This is a genomic window from Psychrobacillus sp. FSL K6-2843, assembly GCF_038626375.1.
Classification (GTDB): domain Bacteria; phylum Bacillota; class Bacilli; order Bacillales_A; family Planococcaceae; genus Psychrobacillus; species Psychrobacillus faecigallinarum.
Map to the genome: position 1 here is coordinate 2,357,212 of NZ_CP152021.1, position 20,286 is coordinate 2,377,497.

The 20,286-nt window shown below is 37.2% G+C and carries 21 protein-coding genes; 6 read left to right on the forward strand and 15 right to left on the reverse strand.

Going from position 1 to position 20,286, the window contains the following annotated elements:
• Window positions 1-6 precede the first annotated feature (6 nt).
• Both MKY94_RS11945 and MKY94_RS11950 read left to right on the forward strand, forming a co-directional pair.
• Window positions 7-585, forward strand: a complete 579-nt coding sequence (locus tag MKY94_RS11945; protein ID WP_154310650.1) for a hypothetical protein — start codon at window positions 7-9, stop codon at window positions 583-585.
• A 163-nt stretch (window positions 586-748) separates the two neighbouring features.
• Window positions 749-1,366 carry an NAD(P)-binding oxidoreductase gene (locus MKY94_RS11950; RefSeq protein WP_342577105.1) on the forward strand — a complete coding sequence of 206 codons (618 nt, stop codon included), beginning with the start codon at window positions 749-751 and terminating at the stop codon, window positions 1,364-1,366.
• Between the two features lie 326 nt (window positions 1,367-1,692).
• On the opposite strand, the gene MKY94_RS11955 is transcribed toward MKY94_RS11950, so the two are convergent.
• Genes MKY94_RS11955 through MKY94_RS11965 form a run of 3 tightly spaced genes read right to left on the reverse strand, consistent with a single transcriptional unit; the run spans window position 1,693 to window position 3,712 of the window.
• Window positions 1,693-2,103 carry a Fur family transcriptional regulator gene (locus MKY94_RS11955; protein WP_144535922.1) on the reverse strand — a complete coding sequence of 137 codons (411 nt, stop codon included), beginning with the start codon at window positions 2,101-2,103 and terminating at the stop codon, window positions 1,693-1,695.
• Complete coding sequence (locus MKY94_RS11960; RefSeq protein WP_342577106.1) at window positions 2,100-2,948, reverse strand: metal ABC transporter permease; 849 nt, start codon at window positions 2,946-2,948, stop codon at window positions 2,100-2,102. The genes MKY94_RS11955 and MKY94_RS11960 overlap by 4 nt, the downstream gene beginning before the upstream one ends.
• Complete coding sequence (locus MKY94_RS11965) at window positions 2,945-3,712, reverse strand: metal ABC transporter ATP-binding protein (protein ID WP_151109437.1); 768 nt, start codon at window positions 3,710-3,712, stop codon at window positions 2,945-2,947. The genes MKY94_RS11960 and MKY94_RS11965 overlap by 4 nt, the downstream gene beginning before the upstream one ends.
• A gap of 102 nt (window positions 3,713-3,814) precedes the next feature.
• On the opposite strand from MKY94_RS11965, the gene MKY94_RS11970 reads away from it, so the two are divergent.
• Complete coding sequence (locus MKY94_RS11970; protein WP_144535916.1) at window positions 3,815-4,075, forward strand: hypothetical protein; 261 nt, start codon at window positions 3,815-3,817, stop codon at window positions 4,073-4,075.
• 28 nt (window positions 4,076-4,103) lie between these two features.
• Here MKY94_RS11970 and MKY94_RS11975 read toward each other — a convergent pair whose 3' ends face one another.
• Window positions 4,104-4,991 carry a deoxyribonuclease IV gene (locus MKY94_RS11975; RefSeq protein WP_151109435.1) on the reverse strand — a complete coding sequence of 296 codons (888 nt, stop codon included), beginning with the start codon at window positions 4,989-4,991 and terminating at the stop codon, window positions 4,104-4,106.
• 12 nt (window positions 4,992-5,003) lie between these two features.
• Window positions 5,004-6,302, reverse strand: a complete 1,299-nt coding sequence (locus MKY94_RS11980) for a DEAD/DEAH box helicase (protein WP_144535912.1) — start codon at window positions 6,300-6,302, stop codon at window positions 5,004-5,006.
• 104 nt (window positions 6,303-6,406) lie between these two features.
• On the opposite strand from MKY94_RS11980, the gene vrrA reads away from it, so the two are divergent.
• Window positions 6,407-7,096 (forward strand): VrrA/YqfQ family protein, encoded by a 690-nt coding sequence (gene vrrA / locus MKY94_RS11985; protein WP_342577107.1) that lies wholly within the window; start codon window positions 6,407-6,409, stop codon window positions 7,094-7,096.
• A 68-nt stretch (window positions 7,097-7,164) separates the two neighbouring features.
• Window positions 7,165-8,142 carry a 4-hydroxy-3-methylbut-2-enyl diphosphate reductase gene (locus tag MKY94_RS11990; protein WP_151109431.1) on the forward strand — a complete coding sequence of 326 codons (978 nt, stop codon included), beginning with the start codon at window positions 7,165-7,167 and terminating at the stop codon, window positions 8,140-8,142.
• Window positions 8,143-8,194: 52 nt separating this feature from the next.
• On the opposite strand, the gene MKY94_RS11995 is transcribed toward MKY94_RS11990, so the two are convergent.
• The 9 genes from MKY94_RS11995 to MKY94_RS12035 form a co-directional block, all read right to left on the reverse strand.
• A complete protein-coding gene (locus tag MKY94_RS11995) occupies window positions 8,195-9,313 on the reverse strand; it encodes a Nif3-like dinuclear metal center hexameric protein (protein ID WP_342577108.1) in 1,119 nt (372 codons plus the stop codon).
• Between the two features lie 2 nt (window positions 9,314-9,315).
• A complete protein-coding gene (locus tag MKY94_RS12000; RefSeq protein ID WP_342577109.1) occupies window positions 9,316-10,008 on the reverse strand; it encodes a tRNA (adenine(22)-N(1))-methyltransferase TrmK in 693 nt (230 codons plus the stop codon).
• A 353-nt stretch (window positions 10,009-10,361) separates the two neighbouring features.
• Window positions 10,362-10,745 carry a cytochrome c550 gene (cccA, locus tag MKY94_RS12005; protein ID WP_144535902.1) on the reverse strand — a complete coding sequence of 128 codons (384 nt, stop codon included), beginning with the start codon at window positions 10,743-10,745 and terminating at the stop codon, window positions 10,362-10,364.
• A 141-nt stretch (window positions 10,746-10,886) separates the two neighbouring features.
• The gene (locus tag MKY94_RS12010; RefSeq protein ID WP_144535900.1) at window positions 10,887-12,026 is read right to left on the reverse strand and encodes an acyl-CoA dehydrogenase family protein; all 1,140 of its coding nucleotides are present in this window, start codon (window positions 12,024-12,026) and stop codon (window positions 10,887-10,889) included.
• A 260-nt stretch (window positions 12,027-12,286) separates the two neighbouring features.
• The gene (locus MKY94_RS12015) at window positions 12,287-12,853 is read right to left on the reverse strand and encodes a hypothetical protein (RefSeq protein ID WP_191696858.1); all 567 of its coding nucleotides are present in this window, start codon (window positions 12,851-12,853) and stop codon (window positions 12,287-12,289) included.
• A gap of 160 nt (window positions 12,854-13,013) precedes the next feature.
• Window positions 13,014-14,141, reverse strand: coding sequence for an RNA polymerase sigma factor RpoD (gene rpoD / locus MKY94_RS12020; protein ID WP_144535896.1), 1,128 nt, complete (start codon window positions 14,139-14,141; stop codon window positions 13,014-13,016).
• A 32-nt stretch (window positions 14,142-14,173) separates the two neighbouring features.
• On the reverse strand, window positions 14,174-16,006 hold the full coding sequence (gene dnaG, locus MKY94_RS12025; protein WP_151109425.1) for a DNA primase: 1,833 nt from the start codon (window positions 16,004-16,006) through the stop codon (window positions 14,174-14,176).
• A 215-nt stretch (window positions 16,007-16,221) separates the two neighbouring features.
• Window positions 16,222-17,031, reverse strand: coding sequence for a pyruvate, water dikinase regulatory protein (locus MKY94_RS12030; protein ID WP_144535892.1), 810 nt, complete (start codon window positions 17,029-17,031; stop codon window positions 16,222-16,224).
• A gap of 11 nt (window positions 17,032-17,042) precedes the next feature.
• Window positions 17,043-17,681, reverse strand: a complete 639-nt coding sequence (locus MKY94_RS12035; RefSeq protein ID WP_151109423.1) for a helix-turn-helix transcriptional regulator — start codon at window positions 17,679-17,681, stop codon at window positions 17,043-17,045.
• A 328-nt stretch (window positions 17,682-18,009) separates the two neighbouring features.
• On the opposite strand from MKY94_RS12035, the gene MKY94_RS12040 reads away from it, so the two are divergent.
• Complete coding sequence (locus MKY94_RS12040) at window positions 18,010-19,392, forward strand: glycine--tRNA ligase (RefSeq protein ID WP_342577110.1); 1,383 nt, start codon at window positions 18,010-18,012, stop codon at window positions 19,390-19,392.
• Between the two features lie 80 nt (window positions 19,393-19,472).
• On the opposite strand, the gene recO is transcribed toward MKY94_RS12040, so the two are convergent.
• Window positions 19,473-20,258: a DNA repair protein RecO gene (recO, locus tag MKY94_RS12045; RefSeq protein ID WP_154310641.1), complete on the reverse strand. Its 786-nt coding sequence runs from the start codon at window positions 20,256-20,258 to the stop codon at window positions 19,473-19,475.
• Window positions 20,259-20,286: the final 28 nt, after the last annotated feature.

Sequence of the window (20,286 nt, forward strand, 5' to 3'; positions counted from 1 at the left end):
GATACAATGACGAATGTACGATTCGGCATAGATATAGATGGGACAGTCACTTGTCCTACTTCTTTGCTTCCACATATAAATGATGCTTTTAAATGTAATTTACAGTTAGAGGATATTAAAGAGTACGATTTAACAAAGGCATTTGAAGTAGACCAAAAGGAATTTTATGAATGGTTTAAGTCGTCTGAGTCAGTAATCTACGCTACCTCCCCTATTCAAGCAGATGCTAAAGCAGTTTTATCTGCTTGGAAGGAAAAGTATGAGCTATACTTTATCTCTGCTCGTGGAGAAAACGTCATGGACGTAACTTTAAACTGGTTTAAAGAGCAAGAGCTACTATATGATCATATCGAATTGATCGGTACTCACAACAAAATAGAAACTGCCAGAAAACATGGCGTACATGTATTCTTTGAAGACAAGCATGACAATGCTGTAGAAATTAATGAAGAGCTAGATATTCCAGTTTTATTGTTCAACACTCCATATAATCAACAACCCGCTCCTAAGGGCGTCATTCGAGTGAATAACTGGATTGAAGCAAATAATTGGATCGAAAAAGAATTTTCGATGGCTATTAAGTAATATGAAAAGGGGTAACCTGTTAAGGGTTATCCCTTTTTTGAATAGTATTTTCAAGCTTCAATTGAAATGTTACTTAAACAATACAAACTTACTTGTAATCGGACATAGGTGTTTCCTGATTATAGGCTAAGTAATACAAAACATTAGAAAAGAGGAAACAGACATGGATATTATTATATTCGGAGCAAGTGGCGGTGTAGGCAAACAATTTACTAAATTAGCATTAGAAAAGGGTCACTCTGTCACAGCATACATACGGACCCCTTCTAAACTAGCGATGGAGCATGAAAATCTGACTATTATTCAAGGTGACGCTTTTGACAAGAAAGCTGTCGAGGAAGCTATAAGTGGCAAGGAAGCAGTTATTTCATGTTTAGGATCCACTACTGGGATGAAAAAATCTACTCAACTAGAAAATATGATAAAAAATGTAGCTGATGGAATGGTTGCGAATAATGTGAAACGAATTATTTATACTGCCTCTGCAGGTGTGGAAAATGAAATACCAGGGATAATGGGCAAAATGATGATGAAAATGCTGGGTAATGTGTTAGCCGACCATAAAAATGCAATTGATTACATTAAATCGAATGATTTAACTTATACAATTGTTAGACCAATGGGACTAACAGATAAAGCATTTACTGGTAATTATAAAGAATCTACTTCAAGTGTTCCTAATTCAGGGCGATCTATATCTAGAGCAGATGTTGCGGATTTCATCTATAAGGCATTAACTAATAGCGAGTACGAAAACACTTCTGTGGGAATTAGTAGCTAAAACCTTTTAAGATAAATGAAACTAACAATCGTGGACACATACTTGAGAAGGAAATAAGCCACAACAAGCAGCAAATAATAGTGGCTTAAATTCTTCACTCCCCATTCTTTTCCTGACTACGCTTTCTCTCAAAGAGTTTTACGACAATCCGAGCTCCGATTACTACAATAGGTCTCTATTTTACGACAATCCTACGGAAATTTACTACAATCCCCTGCATGTCCCTTCTCTCGAGAAGGTTTTACGACAATCCGTGCTCCATTTAAGAAATTTACTACAATCCCCTGGCAACAAAAAAAGTGTAAACCATTAAAGGCTTACACTTCTCAATGACATTCTGGACAGTTTCCGTAAATCTCAAATTTATGATTTTCTATCTCATACCCCGGTATACTATTTTGAAGCACTTCCATTGGGCAAAAATTGATTTCTTTAATGTTGCCACATTTTAAACAAATAAAATGGTGATGATGATGATCTACTTCACATTGCATTCGAAAGTTCTTTTCCCCTGCCAGCTCTGTTTCTTCTAAAATACCAAGCTCTACGAAAGTATTAAGATTACGGTAAATTGTATCGTAGCTCATACCCGGGTGTTCCTCCATCATGACATCTAATATATCTCTAGCTGTAATATACTTACTTGTTTTAGAAAAAATATCGAGAATCTGTTCTCGCTTATCGGTTTTCTTAAAGCCTTCTTTTTTTAAAAGATCCCATGCTTTTTCTATGTTCATGTTGCAACCGCTCCTTTTCTTCCCACCTTTTTAGCTAAGATAGCTAGAAGCAAGATAATAATAGAAGTAACGACAATAGTTCCACCTGGGGCTAAGTCCAAATAAAACGCGCTTACTAGTCCAATGACAACAGCTAGTTCGCCAAAAATTACAGATAGAATAAGAGCCTGCTTAAAGCTTTTGGATATTCTCATTGCTGCTGCCACAGGCAGTGTCATAAGCGAAGAAACAAGTAATATACCGACAATTCTCATAGATGCAGCAATCACTAGAGCTGTTACCACCATGAAAAGCATATGGATCCATTTAGCAGGAAGACCTGAAGCCTTTGCATATTCTTCGTCGAATGATAAAACAAAAAGTTCTTTAAAAAATAGCCCTAAAAATAATACCACAACAATTGAAATGCTAATAACTATCCATAAATCTTGTCTGCTGACGGCAGATACGGAACCAAATAAGTAACTAAACAAATCTGAACTGAATCCCTCAGCTAAAGAAATAAATATAGCACCAAAACCCAAGCCTGCTGACATAATGATGGGAATTGCCAATTCTTCATAATGTTTATATAGACGACGCAGCCTTTCGATAAAAAGTGAGCCCGTAACCGAAGCAACTATTCCTAAATATAATGGATTAAGTAGCGCTAGTGCCCCAATCGATTGGCTTAAGTAAAGACTACCTGCTATCCCTGCAAGGGTCACGTGGCTCAATGCATCTGCTATCAGTGATAGCCTTCTTACAACGATGAACACGCCCAACAGAGGAGCAATAATTCCAATAATCAACCCCGAAACAAATGCATTTTGAAGAAATTCGTATTGAAAAATAGATTCTATCATGACTGTACCTCACCTTGGTGCTCAACTTTACGGACCGAATGACCGTACCATGCTTCCAATTGTTCTTCACTCATCAATTCCATGTCTTTTTTAAAACCATGGAAGTGCATTCTTTGATTTAGACATGCCACATGACTGATGCTAGTTGAAACGGCGTCAACATCATGGGTAACTAGTATGACAGTAATATTATGTTCACGATTCAAGTGTACTAACATATTATAAAATGAACGAACATTTTTGCTGTCAATTCCAACTGTAGGCTCATCTAATATTAATATCTTAGGATTACTAATCATTGCTCTTGCGATGAATACTCTCTGTTGCTGGCCACCAGAAAGCTCTCCTATATTTTTATCAGCGAAATCTTCCATTCCTACTGCCTTTAATGCTTGTCGAACTTGAAGTTTAATATTCTTAGGGAAACGCTTAAAAAGACCTGTTTGTTTAACAATTCCGCTTCTAACCACTTCACTTACTGTGGCAGGAAAGCCCGTATTAAACGAATTCGACTTTTGAGATACGTAGCCTATCCATTCTCTCTCTTTAAATTTATGAGCAGGCTTTCCAAATAGGAATACCTCTCCATCTGTTGGCTTTAACAGTCCTAGCATAATCTTTAGAAGTGTGGACTTTCCAGAACCGTTAGGACCAATAATGGCTAGGAAATCTCCTTCCTCAATGACTAAGTTAATATCGATTAACGCTTGTGTTTGTTCGTATTTATAAGAAATATTATGTAATTTGATTAATGGTAAGGACACTTTGTTTCCTCTATTCTAATTCAGAATGATTACGATTTACAATGATAAAGTATAGAGGATAAATCGTATTGTGTAAATAAAATTGCTTGAAAGGATGTTCATATGGATATTGGGAAGTTTATAATTCAACTACAAAACTGTACTAAAAAAGAATTTAAACAAATCCTAAAAGGTTTTGACGTGAAGCTGTCGGATAAAGAAATAGAGGGAGTTCATCCTTTGCTTCAAGAAATTTCTATAACTTGGCTAGTATTAGGAGTACCTAATGCCATCCAGCAAAAACTGATTCAAATTTTAGGTGAAAAGCGCGCTATTACTCTTTATGAGCAGTTAAAAGAAAAAGGCCCCTCCTCTTTTCGTTGAAAAGAGAAGGTGCCAGACAATTTAAATATTACACAGTAAGTAATTCTAATGCCTTAGGGTCAAATAATTTAGAACGAAGCATCTCAATCTCCATTTTATAAGGAGCTTTTTTCGATTTAGCATCTACACCAACAAAAGGCGTCTCTAGTATTTTAGGTATTTCTGTAAGCTGTGGATGATGCACAACATATTGAAGTGCCTCAAATCCAATTTCACCAAATCCAATATTTTCATGACGGTCTTTAGCTGCTCCACAAACGTTCTTACTATCATTAATGTGCAACACTTTTAAACGGTCAATTCCAATAAGTTTGTCAAACTGATTTAATACACCATCAAAATCATTTACTACGTCATAGCCAGCATCATGTATATGGCATGTATCCATACAAACTGACAATCGATGATTATTTGTAACACCATCGAATATTTGAGCAAGCTCTTCAAAAGTCCTTCCACACTCTGATCCCTTACCTGCCATTGTTTCTAATGCAATTTGGACAGGGTGTTCAGTTGTCAAAACTTCATTCAAGCCTTCTATAATTTTTTGTATACCTGCTTCAGCTCCAGCGCCTACATGAGCTCCTGGGTGAAGAACAATTTGTGTTGCACCTATCGCAGCAGTACGCTCCACTTCTTTTTGGAGAAATTCTACACCTAAAGCAAATGTTTCTGGCTTTGTGGTATTTCCTAAATTAATAATATAAGGTGCATGAACCACAATATTAAAGATGTCATTTTCCTTCATATGCTGTAATCCAGCCTCAATATTTAATTCCTCAATTGGTTTTCTACGTGTGTTTTGAGGTGCTCCAGTATATATCATAAATGTGTTTGCACCGTATGATGCTGCCTCTTTACTAGATGCCAGAAGCATTTCTTTACCACTCATGGAAACATGTGATCCTAGTAGCATGGAAGTCCCTCCTTATTTCTTACGGTTTTTAATGCGACGCTCTCTTTTCTTCACTTTGTCCATTTCCCATTTCATATTACGCTTGTAGCCTGGTTTAACTTTTTTAGGTTTACGGACTAGCGCCTTCGCTTTAGCATCGATTTCATTTTCTACTTTTGTTCTATTCTTTCTCGCATGGCGTTCTTTTAGCTCTGTCCATTCACCGTTACTTACATCTTTGTGTTCAAATGTAATGCCCATTTTTTCTATACGGTTTAACGCATCCTCATCAGATGGTTCAAACAATGTGATTGCTGTCCCAGTTAGCCCTGCGCGAGCCGTTCTACCAACTCGGTGAATAAAGAATTCTAAGTCCTCTGGAATTTCATAATTGATGACATGGCTTACTCCAGGAATATCAATTCCACGAGCTGCTAAGTCTGTTGCAACTATATATTGATATTCTAATTCATGAATTTGTTTCATCACGCGTTTACGATCACGAGGAGAGATATCTCCATGTACAACGCCTACTTTTACGCCGTTACCTTGTAAGTAATTTGCAACTTCATCGGCATTTTGCTTTGTATTAGCAAAGATAATTGCCAAATAAGGATTGATACCTTCAATAACATCTAATAATCGTTTTTTACGAGATTTACTACGTACAGGTACAACAGTAAAGTCAATACCATCTGCTACTGGGCGTTTGTCACCTATTTTAATATGCACAGGAGAGTCCATATATTTTTTCAAGAATGGTTGTAGTTTTTCTGGAATAGTTGCAGAGAATACAAACATCTCTAATTGATCAGGCATACGTGATGCGAACTGATCTATTTCGTTTATAAAACCTAAATCAAATGCTAAATCTGCTTCATCCACTACTAATACATTTGCAGTATGAACTAAAAGCGCTTGTTCAACAGTTAAATCACGAAGTCGACCTGGTGTACCAACGACTATTTGTGGCTGTGTTTTTAACTTTTCGATTGAACGAGCCTTGTCTGTTCCTCCTATGAATAGCTTAGTTTGAATCTCTGTACCCTCTATTAACTTGTTCAACTCTTTATATATTTGAGTTGCAAGTTCTCTTGTTGGAGAAGTTATGATTGCTTGTACCTCTTGTTTACTAGCATTTACTTTTTCAACAATCGGTATCAAGAAGCTATGAGTCTTTCCAGTCCCCGTGTGTGCTTGACCAATCGCACTTTTCCCCTTTAATACTAAAGGAATGATTTCTTTTTGAATTGGTGTTGGTTCCTGGAAGCCTAATTTATTTATTGCTTCTTGTAAAAACGGTTGAAAATTATAATCTGTGTATTTGGACATTTGAGTCCCTCCCTATCATATCTTTATTGTAACACGATTGTACATAAAACGGATAATTTGCATAGAATAGAATAGTCTGTATGTTCGAAAGGAGATGAAACAAATTGCGCTATGAATCTTTTTATCCATTCGCTCAAAGAGGGAATGACTTTTCTAATTTTGGCAATCAAAATTCCTTCCAGAATGCCCCTCCTCCTCCACAAAATTTCGGTGAAGCTCCAAGTGGACCTAGTAATGGACCGGCGAGCGGACCTCTTACTAATTTAGTAAGACATTTCCAAGGAGGCAATGGTGGTTCTTCAGCTCCACTTACTGGAGGCGGTTTTAGCCAGGGTCCTCCCCCTGGAGCTGGCATGTTTGGGCAAGGACCTCCTCGTGGAGGATTTAATGCGGGAGGACCGCCAGGTGGTCCTCCCGGAGGTTTTGGACCAGGACCACAAGGCTTTGGGCAAGCCGCAGCAGCGGCTGGCGCTGCTGGTGCCGCTGGAACTGCTGCTGCAGGGGCTAGCGGTCTAAGCAGTAAAACGATGTCTTATTTGCAGACTGCTGATAAGTTTATTAATACAGCTCAACAACTAACACCTATGGTCAAACAATGGGCACCTATGATACAGAATGTACCTGCACTATTGAGACTTTATCGAGGCTTCACAGCTGCTCCTGCTGCAGGAGCAGCAGCAACTGCAGCCACTACAGCTTCGGCGGCGGCTGCAGCCCCGGTAGCAAGAGCAGCAAGCGCGGTAGCTTCCACTGGAGGTGCCTCGCTACCTCGAATCTTCCAGCCGCCGTTTTAATACTTTGTAATCAACCTTAACCTCCGTTATAATATGAGTATGCTCGTATTGAAGGGAGTTTCTTAAAAATGATTGTACAAAAAATTTCGCCTAGAGGATATTGTTATGGTGTGGTGGATGCTATGGTTATTGCACGTAACGCTGCGATGGACTCATCTCTTCCACGGCCAATTTATATATTAGGAATGATTGTTCACAACAAACATGTAACCGATGCTTTTGAGCAAGACGGAATTATTACACTGGATGGAGAAAATCGTTTAGATATCCTATCCAAAGTGGAGAAGGGTACCGTTATCTTTACTGCTCACGGTGTTTCCCCAGAGGTAAAAGAACTGGCACGTAAAAAAGGTTTAGTTTCTATAGATGCCACCTGTCCTGATGTTACTGTTACCCATGACTTAATCGAAGAAAAAACAGCAGAGGGCTTTGAGATTATTTATATCGGGAAAAAAGGACATCCCGAGCCAGAAGGCGCTATCGGAGTTGCTCCAGGTAAAGTACATTTAGTGCAGACAATTGAAGACATTGAAAATCTATCCCTACCTGACGAGAAATTATTAGTGACGAACCAAACTACAATGTCTCAATGGGATGTTGTTCATTTGATGGATAAATTAAAAGAAAAATTCCCTAACATTGAAGTTCACAAAGAAATTTGTCTAGCCACTCAAGTAAGACAAGAGGCAGTTGCTGAACAGGCTGGCAAAGCAGAGCTTCTTATTGTGGTTGGCGACCCAATGAGCAACAACTCTAACAGACTCACTCAAGTTTCAGAGGAGATTGCAGGAACACCATCGTACCGAATTGGTGATATTTCCGACCTAAAATTGGAATGGCTAGAAAATGTCAATCATGTTGCGGTTACTGCTGGTGCATCCACACCAACTCCGATTGTAAAGGAAGTTATTCAATTTCTAGAAAAGTTTGATCCGAATGATCCATCAACTCATGATACTTCAAAGAAAGTACTTCCTGAAAAAATTCTTCCAAAAATTAAGATTCCTAAACCAGTTATTCGAATTGAACCATATTCTATCAATTAACAAAGCTGCTTCCTTGAGAAGCAGCTTTTGTTTTAGTGTGGACACTTATCCCTTAAATTATTCGAAAGGGCTCAGTAGATAATTGTGATACAATAAAAATACAGTCCAATTTTTTTTCCTCACATTTAGCATTCATGTAATCTGAGACGCCTTTTTTCATGATCTGCTCTATGTGATGTCCAGGATCAATAATAGCAAGGTCTATTGCCAGGGCATCCTGTGCAATATGGAAATATAAATCACCTGTGACCAATACATCTGCTCCTGCTCTTTTCGCTATTTGTATATATTTGTTGCCATCTCCGCCTAATATTGCAACCTTTTGAACAGGTTTTTCCATTGATCCCACTACCCTAACAAATGGAACATTTAATTGAGATTTAACGGTGTTTGCATAATCCCCCAATGAGACTGAATTTGGTAGTAAACCTATTCTTCCAAGTCCCTTTTCATTGACTTCTATATCAAGTTCCATCAAATTGTATGCTGGTTCTTCATATGGATGAGCATTTAGCAGGGCTTTTAGGACTCTATTTTTCTTTGTAGCCGGGAACACTACCTCGATTTTATCTTCCTCAACTACTGCTAGTTTATTTGCCTCTCCTATATAAGGTTTTGCTTCACTATTTGGCTTAAAACGGCCCTCTCCGGGAGTTGTGAAGCTACAACTATCATAGTCACCTAGTTTACCTGCTCCTGCCTCCCCAATCGCTTTTCTCACGGCTTCAGTCGCTTCTTTAGGCGTAAAGACCTCTAGCTTCATTAGCTTCTCAGAAGTAGTCGGCTCTAAAATGGATACGTTCTCTAACTTCAAGGCATCGGCCAATAAATCATTTACTCCCCCTGTTGCAATATCCAAATTAGTATGAGCTGCGTAGACTGCAATTTCATGCTTTATCAACTTTTCAAATAAACGTCCTTGAGGTAAATCAGTTCTAATATTTTTTAGTTTATTATAGATAGGCGGATGATGAGCAATAATCAGCTGACATCCTTTTTCAATTGCTTCATCCACCACTTCGTTATTGACATCTAATGTTACAAGGACCTTAGTAACTGGCTTATCTAACCTTCCAATTTGAAGACCTACAGAATCTCCTTCTACTGCTAAAGAGCGAGGAGCCCATTCTTCAAAAAAGGAAATAAGATGCTGTCCATTTGTTTGCTTCATACTCACAACAGCTCCTTAACGATTGACATCTTGTTCTCTAGTTCCATTATTTTATGTTCAACTTCAGTGGAATTAGGGATAGTCTTTAATTGTGTCCATATTCTTTCCCATTCTTTCACTTCAACTGACCATTTTTTCTTAAATATATTTGTTCTGACTTGCATTAATATTGGTCCAACTAAGAGCTCCTGCTCAGTAAGAGTCATGCTCCCTTTTTTTAATACGATTACTTCATATATTTTAGAATGCTCCTCTAGAATAGTTTCCTCTTCAATTTTCCAGCCTTCTTTGACTGCCCATTCACGGATTGCCTTTGCGTGGATATTAGGTTGGAGAATTAACGTGTGGACATTCGTAAGCTTATGCTTGCCAGCTTCTAAGATGGAAGCGATTAATGGACCACCCATCCCAGCAATAGTAATCGTGCCTAAGTGATCTTCCTCATTAATAACTTGTAATCCGTCTCCAAAACGGACCTCTATTTGATTTTCTAAACCTTCATTTTTAACTTGCTTTAAGGCAGATTCATATGGTCCTTTTACAACTTCACCCGCTATCGCTTTTTTGATAGTGGATTGATGCACTAAATAACATGGTAAATAGGCATGGTCACTTCCAATGTCAGCTAAAATAGTATTTTTTTCTACGTAGGAAGCTACTGTTTTTAGTCTATCTGATAAATTTTTTGCATTCATTCTTTACACCTCTAAAGTTATTATAACAAAAATAAAAAATGCGTTCGAGTACTTGCAGTGATAGTTTTCATTTATATAAAAGTATAACACTGCCCTAGTTTGAGATTTAACATGTCGTTGATTGGATTATTAATTACAAATGAAATTTTATCGAAGAGCTGTATTGATAGATTATCGCTTTTCCACACTTTTAACAAAAATCATGTCTTACGATTGATTCTTGCTCAAATTTTAATCATTTAATAAAATTCACATGAATATGTAATTTTATATTCTTTCTTGTCATTCATAAAAAGCAATATTAAAAAAAGACCTCGATTCTTAAAAAGAATCCGAGGTCTTTTATCGAAATATTAGTTACCTAAAGATTTGATCCAAGTAGCCATTTCATCTAGGTTTGCTTCTGGTACTAAGCCAGCAGGCATAGCGCCTTTACCGTTTGCTAAAACGTCTTTGATTTCATCTTCCGATAGTGCAGTACCAACTAATGATGGTCCCATTCCACCTTCATATGAGTTACCGTGACAGCTAATACATTTTCCTTGAGCAAGTGCTTCAGGATCGAATTCTCCAGCAGCAGCATCTTCTCCGCCTTCAGCAGATTCTCCACCTTCAGCAGATTCATGTTCTGAAGTGATTTCTTCTTTGTTACCTACGCCATCGATAGATAGGAAGAAAATTAAACCGATACCAAATGCCATAATTAATATAAATGGAATAATTGGATTCTTTTGCATAGTTAACCCTCCTTCTTTGATACATTCTTTTCTAATATAGAATTAGTCAACACTCATATTGTACTCCATTGTGTCGAAAACGAAAAGTGTTATTGAAGAAGTTTTATAGCTTTGTGACAAAATCGACATATTTTTTTAAAATTAACAACCAATATGTCTAGCAATTACCATTCGTTGGACCTCAGACGTGCCTTCTCCAATTTCCAGTAGTTTTGCATCTCTCATAAAGCGTTCCACCTCATACTCCTTCATATAACCATATCCTCCGTGCAGTTGAATTGCTTGATCTGCCACTTCCATTGCAATTTCGGACGCATATAATTTACACATAGATGCCTCTTTACCAAAAGCACGTCCTTGATCCTTCAACCAAGCTGCCTTATAAACCATAGTTCTTGCTAATTCTATTTTCATGGCCATATCGGCAAGCTTAAATTGCGTAATTTGAAATTCTGATAAAGTTTTTCCGAATTGCTTACGCTCTTTAGAATATTGTAGAGCTCGATCAAAAGCTGCCTGTGCAATACCAACTGCCATTGCTCCTATACCAATTCGTCCACCGTCTAAGGTAACTAAAAACTGTCTGAACCCATTTCCTCGCTTACCTAACAAATTCTCTTGAGGTACTCTTACATTATCTATTACCAATTCCGTTGTATTAGATGCATTCAAACCCATTTTTTCATAATTGTCGATAACAGTGAACCCTTTAGCATCTGTAGGAACTATAATTGCTGATATTTCCTTTTTACCATCCTTAATATCCGTTATTGCAGTCAAAGCAAGATGCTTTGCATAGCTAGCATTTGTTATAAATGCCTTACTACCATTTATGACAAAATCATCGCCTTCTTCTTTGGCGGTTGTTTGAGTTCCTCCTGCATCAGATCCAGCGTTAGGCTCCGTTAAACCAAACGCACCGAAGGATTCTCCTGTACAAATTGGAACTAAATACTTTTGCTTTTGCTCTTCTGTTCCAAACAAGCTAAGCGGAGCTCCTCCTAGTGAAATATGTGCCGAGTAGGTAATGCCTGTAGAGGCACATGCACGGCTCAATTCCTCTGTTACAATAGCAAAGCTCACTGTATCTGCCCCTGCTCCACCATACTCTTCTGAAAACGGTAAGCCCATCATCCCCATGTCGGCTAACTGTTTAAAGACTTCTTTCGGAAAATGCTTTGTTTTGTCACGCTCAATAGCTCCAGGAGCTACAACTTCGTTAGCAAACTCCTTAATAGTCTTGCGAATCATCTGTTGTTCCTGAGTTAAATCAAAATTCATTTTATTCCATCCCCTTTGTAAATAAAAACGCTTACTTTTTTATTATACAAAAGATTGCGGAAATTAGCATATTAAAAAGCGATTCTATGTCACTAGTAATAATTATTACACAATAAATTGAAAGATTTATTATAAGAATTGGTACAAAAAAATAGGAAGCCAAGCCTTTCCTGCTTATTTACAGGCAAGAAGGTTTGGCTTCCTATTAAAATTAAAAACAAACTCAAAATTACCAGATTTCCAATTAATACATAAATTATCTATACGATATATATATAAGCTATATAAACTAGTATGAAGATTATTCCCACTATACCGGAGATAGTGAAGTAAATTAGCTTCAAAAATACTCCAGAAAGAAGCCATAAAATACAATTAGCGATAATCATAAATAATAATATATTTGGTTCACTTATAAAGTAGGCTTCCCAAATTTTGAAAGTAACCCCTAGCAAAAGCAATGCAGAAAAAACAAATAAGAGTGGGGTTAAAAGAGAGTTATTTTTTGCTAGTTTAATAGCAATGTAGACAAATAATATCACAGCAACTCCAGCAAATATAATCGGTAGTATGTTTGAAGTCATAGTTAATAGTGCGGTTAAGATCGCTAAAGTGATTAGTCCTATAAGAAAAATAACTCCATTCATTTTTAAAGATGCTTTTTTCTTTTCCTTTTCCAAAACTGCTTGATTGTTTACTTCTATTTCTTCTTTCTCCCCTTGTGCATAAAGAGCAGTAAGAAAATCACAGTAATGCTCCGGGAGAAGTTTATTTTGCTTCCAGAAAGCTATTTCATTCAGTATTATTTGCTTTTTTTGAACTGACATACTAATCCTCTTTTCCATTCTCTTCCTTATGCCAATTGGATAATCTGTGTTTGAAGACTTTGAGTTTATATCTTTCTATGTATCAGGTTGATTGCAACTTTTGGAAATATTTCGTATTTTATTACTGTAAAAAAGGCATCCTTTTTAGGATGCCTCTTTATTATTCTAAGAAATCTTTTAAGCGTTTGCTTCTAGAAGGATGACGTAACTTTCTTAAAGCCTTCGCTTCAATTTGTCGAATACGTTCACGTGTTACGCCGAAAACCTTGCCAACTTCCTCAAGAGTTCTCGTACGCCCATCATCTAATCCAAAGCGTAAACGTAATACATTTTCCTCACGGTCTGTTAAAGTGTCTAACACATCTTCTAATTGCTCTTTAAGAAGTTCGTATGCTGCATGATCAGAAGGTGATTGTGCATCAGCATCTTCAATGAAATCTCCTAAATGAGAATCGTCTTCTTCCCCAATAGGTGTTTCTAAGGAAACTGGTTCTTGTGCTATTTTTAAGATTTCACGTACTTTTTCTGCTGGAAGATCCATCTCTTCTCCGATTTCTTCCGGTGAAGGCTCACGTCCTAAATCTTGTAGTAACTGACGTTGAACTCGAATTAGCTTGTTAATTGTTTCAACCATGTGCACTGGAATACGAATTGTTCGAGCTTGGTCAGCAATTGCACGAGTTATCGCTTGTCGAATCCACCAAGTTGCATAAGTACTAAATTTGAACCCTTTACGGTGGTCAAACTTCTCTACTGCTTTAATAAGACCCATGTTACCTTCTTGAATTAGATCCAAGAATAACATTCCTCGTCCCACATAGCGTTTAGCAATACTAACAACTAAGCGTAGGTTTGCCTCTGCTAGACGTTTTCTAGCTTCTTCATCTCCTTGCTCGATTCTTTCAGCAAGTGCGATTTCTTCCGAAGCCTTCAACAGATCTACTCGGCCAATCTCTTTTAAATACATACGAACAGGGTCATTGATCTTAACGCCAGGTGGAACACTTAAATCATTGAGATCAAAGGTTTCTTCTTCTTTCCCTTTCATCAAACGATCTAAATCCTCTTCATCTCCGTCTTTACGACCAAGTTCAATTCCTTTGCCCTCTAAATGCTCAATGAACTCTTCGATTTGATCTGATTCCAAATCGAAAGAAGCAAGTTTGTCGGCTATATCATGGTAAGTTACCTCACCATTTTTTTTACCTAGTTCGATTAATTGTTTTTTTGCATCTTCTAATGATAATTCGATATCCGTTTCTTTTGTACGTTCAGACTTGTCCGCCATAAGAATTCCTCCTTTTACTACCGGATGATTATTTATTGAAAATCTACTAAAGATTTCTTTAACTGAATGGCCTCTTGTGCCAGCTGGAGAGCTTTAGTTATATCCGACATTTTTTCAGCCTCTTTAGCTTCATGTAGCTTACGTTCTATTTGCTGCTCAATCCGGTATTTTCTAATATGGCGCAAACAGTCCATGACTTCTTCCGTTTCATGCTCTGGATCACGTTCTGAGAGCGCTGCTTCCATAACTATTTTTCTAAGTTCACCATCATTTAAAACTTCTAAAAACCTTTGATAATCACCATCGGGATAATCTTCGTAATAACCCATTAAGCGAACATATGCAGCTTCATATGCATCTCTTATAAAACATGGGCCATCATTGATGTTACTTATTGCAATATCAATTACTTGAGGGTTGTGAAGCATATGTGCCAACAATATTCTTTCCGCTCTTTCATCCGCTGAAATGGTTCGTTTCTTTTTCGGCAGCTCTTGAGGAGACGCAATAGGAAGAGAATGATTGCTTTTAGTTTCTTTTGCTTTTTTCCCCTGTATTTTGCGCAAATGTTGATATATCGCTTCTTCTGATACGTTTGTCTCTTGAGACAGCTGGCGAATATAGAGATCTCGCTCTACAGTAGAGTTTCTATCACTCAGTATTTCCAATATCTCTTGAATATACTGAAGCGTATCATTTTCGTTATTAAAATTCTTGTCCCTCTTTGACACAATCATCATAAATGAAAGATAAGAATGAGGTTTGTCAATAATTTTTTCCCTAAAGGCTACTTCTCCATAATTTTTTATATAGTCATCAGGATCCATTGCATCAGGAATAATTGCAACCTCAGTTTGAATACTTTGGCCTTGAAGAGATGTTGCAGCTTTACGAGCAGCCTCCATTCCAGCTTTATCACCATCGAAGCAAAGAGTGACATTGGTAGTTAATCTCTTGAGCTTGGTTATATGTTGAGACGTTAAAGCGGTTCCCATTGTTGCAACACCGTTTGTTATACCCGCTTTTGATGCTGAAATAACATCTAAAAAGCCTTCAAAAATAATCACATTGCGTTGCTTACGTATATCAAGTCTTGCTTTATCTAAGTTATAGAGAATTTGGCTTTTCTGAAAAATAGGAGACTCTGGACTATTTAGATACTTTGCTTCGTTTTCTTTCTTGTGTAGTATCCTTCCAGAGAACGCCACTACGTGTCCTGTTTCATCGAAAACAGGGAACATAATTCTTCCGCGGAACCGGTCAAAATACTTCAGCTCATTTTCTTTTCTTATAATAAGTCCAGTTTTCTCAATTTCTTGTAAATCCATACCTTTTCTCTCTAATAAGGTAGTAAGAGCATCCCAGCTAGGTAGTGACCAGCCTATTTTATACTTTTCTATAAGCTCGGTAGAAAACCCTCTTTCTTGTAAGTAATGTAATGCATTTTCTCCCTCCTCCGTGTGAAGTAACAGATGATGAAAATATTCGCTAGCAAACTCATGCGCTTTTTTCATAAGAGATACTTCTTTAGAGACTGGTGCTTTTTCCTCTATACTATGAGCTGACTTATGTTCAATCTCCATACCGAGACGACTACCAAGCTTACTAACAGCTTCATGGAATGAGAGATTTTCAATATCCATTAAAAACGTAATTACATTTCCTCCGGCTCCACAGCCAAAACAATGAAAAATTTGCTTTTCGTGTGTGACTGAAAAAGATGGGGTTTGTTCACCATGAAAAGGACAAAGACCGAAGAAGTTTCTACCTCTCTTCGTAAGTTGAACATACTCACTGATTACATCTACAATATCTGTGTTATTTCTAACTTGTTCGATTACTTCTTCTTCTATACGATTCGTCATTATTTCACCATCTTTACTTGCTACTTAGTATTAATTCGAGAGACTTAAGAAAAATCCTGCAAGAATCGACAAAATAATTACACAAAAATACGAAATAATTCTTTTTTCCACAAAGAATTATTATAAAACATTTCAATATATTAATCTATACTTTATTCGCTTTCGTACATAAAAAAACCTTTTCACATTCGTGAATCGGTCTTTAATATTTCAAATTATTTTTGTTGGATTTGATTTATGACTAGATTAGCAGTTTCTTCTACTGCCCTATTAGTCACATCTATTACCTGACATCCAATTCGATTGACGATACGTTCAAAGTGTTCAATCTCTTCATTTATACGTTCTATCTTCGCATAGCTCGCATCATCCTTCAAACCAATAGCGATAAGTCTTTCTCTTCGAATCGAATTAAGTTTATCCGGAGTAATAACTAATCCAAAGCACTTCAATGGATCTATTTGAAAAAGTTCCTCTGGTGGCTCTACCTCGGGAACAAGTGGTACGTTAGCCACTTTATATCTTTTATTAGCTAAATACTGAGATAATGGAGTTTTAGAAGTTCTTGAGACACCAATCAATACTATATCAGCTTGTAAAAGCCCTCTAGGATCTCTTCCATCATCATACTTGACAGCAAATTCCACTGCTTCTATTTTTTTAAAATAGTCTTCATCTAGTTTGCGAACAAGACCAGGCTCTTCAAATGGCTTTTCATCTAATTTTTTTTCGAGCAGACTGATAACAGGCCCAATTAAATCTACGCATTGCAAATCGTACTTCTTGCAATACGTCACAATTGCCTCTCTCATATCATGCTGAACTAATGTATATAAAATACAAGCGTTCTGTTCTTTAGCCAAAGCAGTTATCTCTTTAATGTGGTCCATGGAGTCAATATGGGTAAATCTTTTTAGCTTTGTATGTTGCAAGCCAGGTCTAAATTGGCTGATTGCAGCCTTTGCAACTAATTCACCCGTTTCTCCTATAGAATCTGAGACGATAAACAGGTTTAACATTTTCATTTTTTCACTCCTCATAAATCATGGTCATCTGCTAAAGATAGGAAAGCTCGTGTAATATTTGTCTTTGTTATTCTCCCGACAATCTCTAAACCATCTTTAGTTTCTTTAACAACTGGTAAAGAATCGATTTGTCGACTCATTAGTTTATTAGCTACTTCTATCAATGTATCTTCTTTTAAACAATACGTCACATTAGGCATTCTTGTCATAATCATATGTACCGGCATTTTGGTTAGATCTTGATTTCCAATACTTGTACGTAAAAAGTCTTTCCTTGAAAGAACTCCCGACAATACAGACTTTTTATCTACCACGAACAACGATCCAACATCCTCTAAAAACATTTGACATATTGCATCGTAAACTGACATACCTTCTTCAACAACAACGGGGATAGATTGAAAATCCTTTACTAGCATCTGTGCAATATTATCTGAAATAGCCTGACTGGTTTTTTTACCAGAATAAAAATATCCAACACGTGGACGAGCATCTAAAAAACCAGCCATCGTTAAAATCGCGAGATCCGGTCTAAGTGTAGACCTTGTTAAACTAAGTCGTTCTGCTATTTGTTCACCTGTAATAGGCCCATTCCCTTTTACAATGTCCAAAATTTCGACCTGCCGTTTGTTGAGTTCGATTGGACTCACCGCCTCAAAATTATACTTATTCTAAATAATTATATACCATTATGCATCACATTGCTAAATAAAGAAGCATATGTTACAATCATCAATAATATTAAAGCGTTGAAGAGCATTATAAGTACTGTTATTTTAGCGAGTGGTGATAGTGTAAGACCACACCTACAGGAAACGGCAGCTCGGAGCTTAAGCTTTTAAAGTGGATTGTACAAACAATCAATCGGGGTGGAACCGCGGGTTATAAACTCGTCCCCGGGCTATTGTAGCCCGGAGACGAGTTTTTTTGTACTCATTTTACTTTAAAAGAATATTTATCAAATAGGAGGTATGTCAAATGGAATTTTCAATGGAAAATGTAGTTAGTTTAGCAAAACAAAGAGGTTTTGTATTCCCAGGCTCTGAAATATATGGAGGTTTGGCAAACACATGGGATTACGGTCCTTTAGGAGTAGAACTAAAAAATAATGTAAAAAAAGCTTGGTGGAAAAAATTCGTTCAAGAATCACCATATAACGTTGGTTTGGATGCAGCAATTCTGATGAATCCAAAAACTTGGGTTGCTTCAGGACATATAGGCAACTTTAATGATCCTATGATTGACTGTAAAAAATGTAAATCACGCCACCGCGTAGACAAAATTATTGAAGATGCATTAGATAAAAAAGGAATAGAAATGGTTGTAGACGGTCTTTCCTTTGAAAAAATGGAAGAGATTATGAAAGAACATGAGATTGTCTGCCCTTCTTGTGGTGCTTATGATTATACAGAGATCCGTCAATTCAACTTAATGTTTAAAACTTTCCAAGGAGTAACAGAATCGTCTACTAATGAAATTTTCTTACGTCCAGAAACTGCTCAAGGTATTTTTGTAAACTACAAAAATGTGCAGCGTTCTATGCGTAAAAAAATGCCATTTGGTATTGCCCAAGTAGGTAAGAGTTTCCGTAATGAAATCACTCCTGGTAACTTCACTTTCCGTACTAGAGAATTTGAACAAATGGAATTAGAATTCTTCTGTAAGCCTGGCGAGGATATGGAATGGTTTGAGTTCTGGCGCAATTATTGCAAAGAATGGCTTTTAAATTTAGGTGTTTCTGAGAATAGCATACGTCTAAGAGACCATTCTGACGAGGAGTTATCACATTACTCCAATGCAACAACAGATATCGAATATAAATTCCCATTTGGATGGGGAGAGCTTTGGGGAATTGCTGACAGAACAGACTTCGACTTGAAGCAGCATATGGAACACTCTGGTGAGGACTTCAATTATATCGATCCAATAACAAATGAAAGATATGTCCCTTATTGTATCGAACCATCTTTAGGAGCTGATCGTGTAACTTTAGCATTCTTATGTGAAGCTTATGATGTAGAGCAACTAGAAGGCGACGATCAACGTACAGTTCTGCGCTTCCACCCTGCTCTTGCTCCTATTAAGGCAGCAATCTTACCTTTATCTAAAAAACTTTCTGAAGGCGCTACTGCTTTGTTCTCTGATCTTAGCAAGCATTTCATGGTGGACTATGATGAGTCACAATCAATTGGTAAACGTTACCGTCGCCAAGATGAAATTGGTACACCATTCTGTATCACATTCGACTTCGATTCAGAAACAGATGGCCAAGTTACAGTTCGTCACCGCGATTCTATGGAACAAACTAGAATGCCAATAGCAGATGTAAAAGCTTATATTGAAGAGCAATTACAATTCTAATTAATGCATAAAAGGAGAGAAAGTGAAAAATTCACTTTCTCTCCTTTTTCTTATTTTTACAAAAAAATGCTCCTTCGAAATTACTCTTCCGAAGAAGAATCCTTTTGAGGGTTATTATAGAACTCTGGGGTCTTTTCCATTTGGTCCAAAAACCCTTGAGATTTTAAACGTACTCCTACTTGCTCATTATAAATTGTTCGCACAATTTTTTTTATAAATCCTTTTGTTTCTTTTTTTAAGGAAAGCTTACCAACCTGATCTATCGGGACCGTATAAAATGTTCTGATTAGCTTAACCTGAGCTGGAGTTAACCGAATTAAGTATGGATCAATCGAAAAGCAACGATGACATAAGAAACCTATCTGAGCGAAGGAAAATGCAAATTCTCCATCTGTAGATCCACAATTGGAACATTGATGAAGTACAGGATATATGCCCGCAACAGGTAACATCTTCCATTCTACAAACAAGCTAATTGCCTCTGGGTCATAGCCTTCAGTTATAGCCTCTAACGCTTGCTGTAAAATCGTAAATACATGCGGTTTTGGTGACTCATCATCTATTAACTTATCAACTAACTCCATGATAAAGCTTGCATAGGCGGTGGTAAAAATATCTTCCCGGATTACACGCATCGAGTCAATAATTTCTCCTTGCTGCAGAGATCCCATGCCTCTTCCTTGCTGAATTAAGAAATATGCATAAGTAAATGGCTGAGAAATAGAAGAGAGCCGGCTCGTCGGCTTTTTTGCACCACGAGCCATAGCTGCCCTTTTCCCTAATTCTCGTGAGAAAATAGTTACTATTTTATCTGTTTCTCCGTAAGATGAGGTTCGTAAGACAATCCCTTCTACCTTTTGAAGCAAAAGCCTTCCCTTCCTTCTAAGCGTGCTC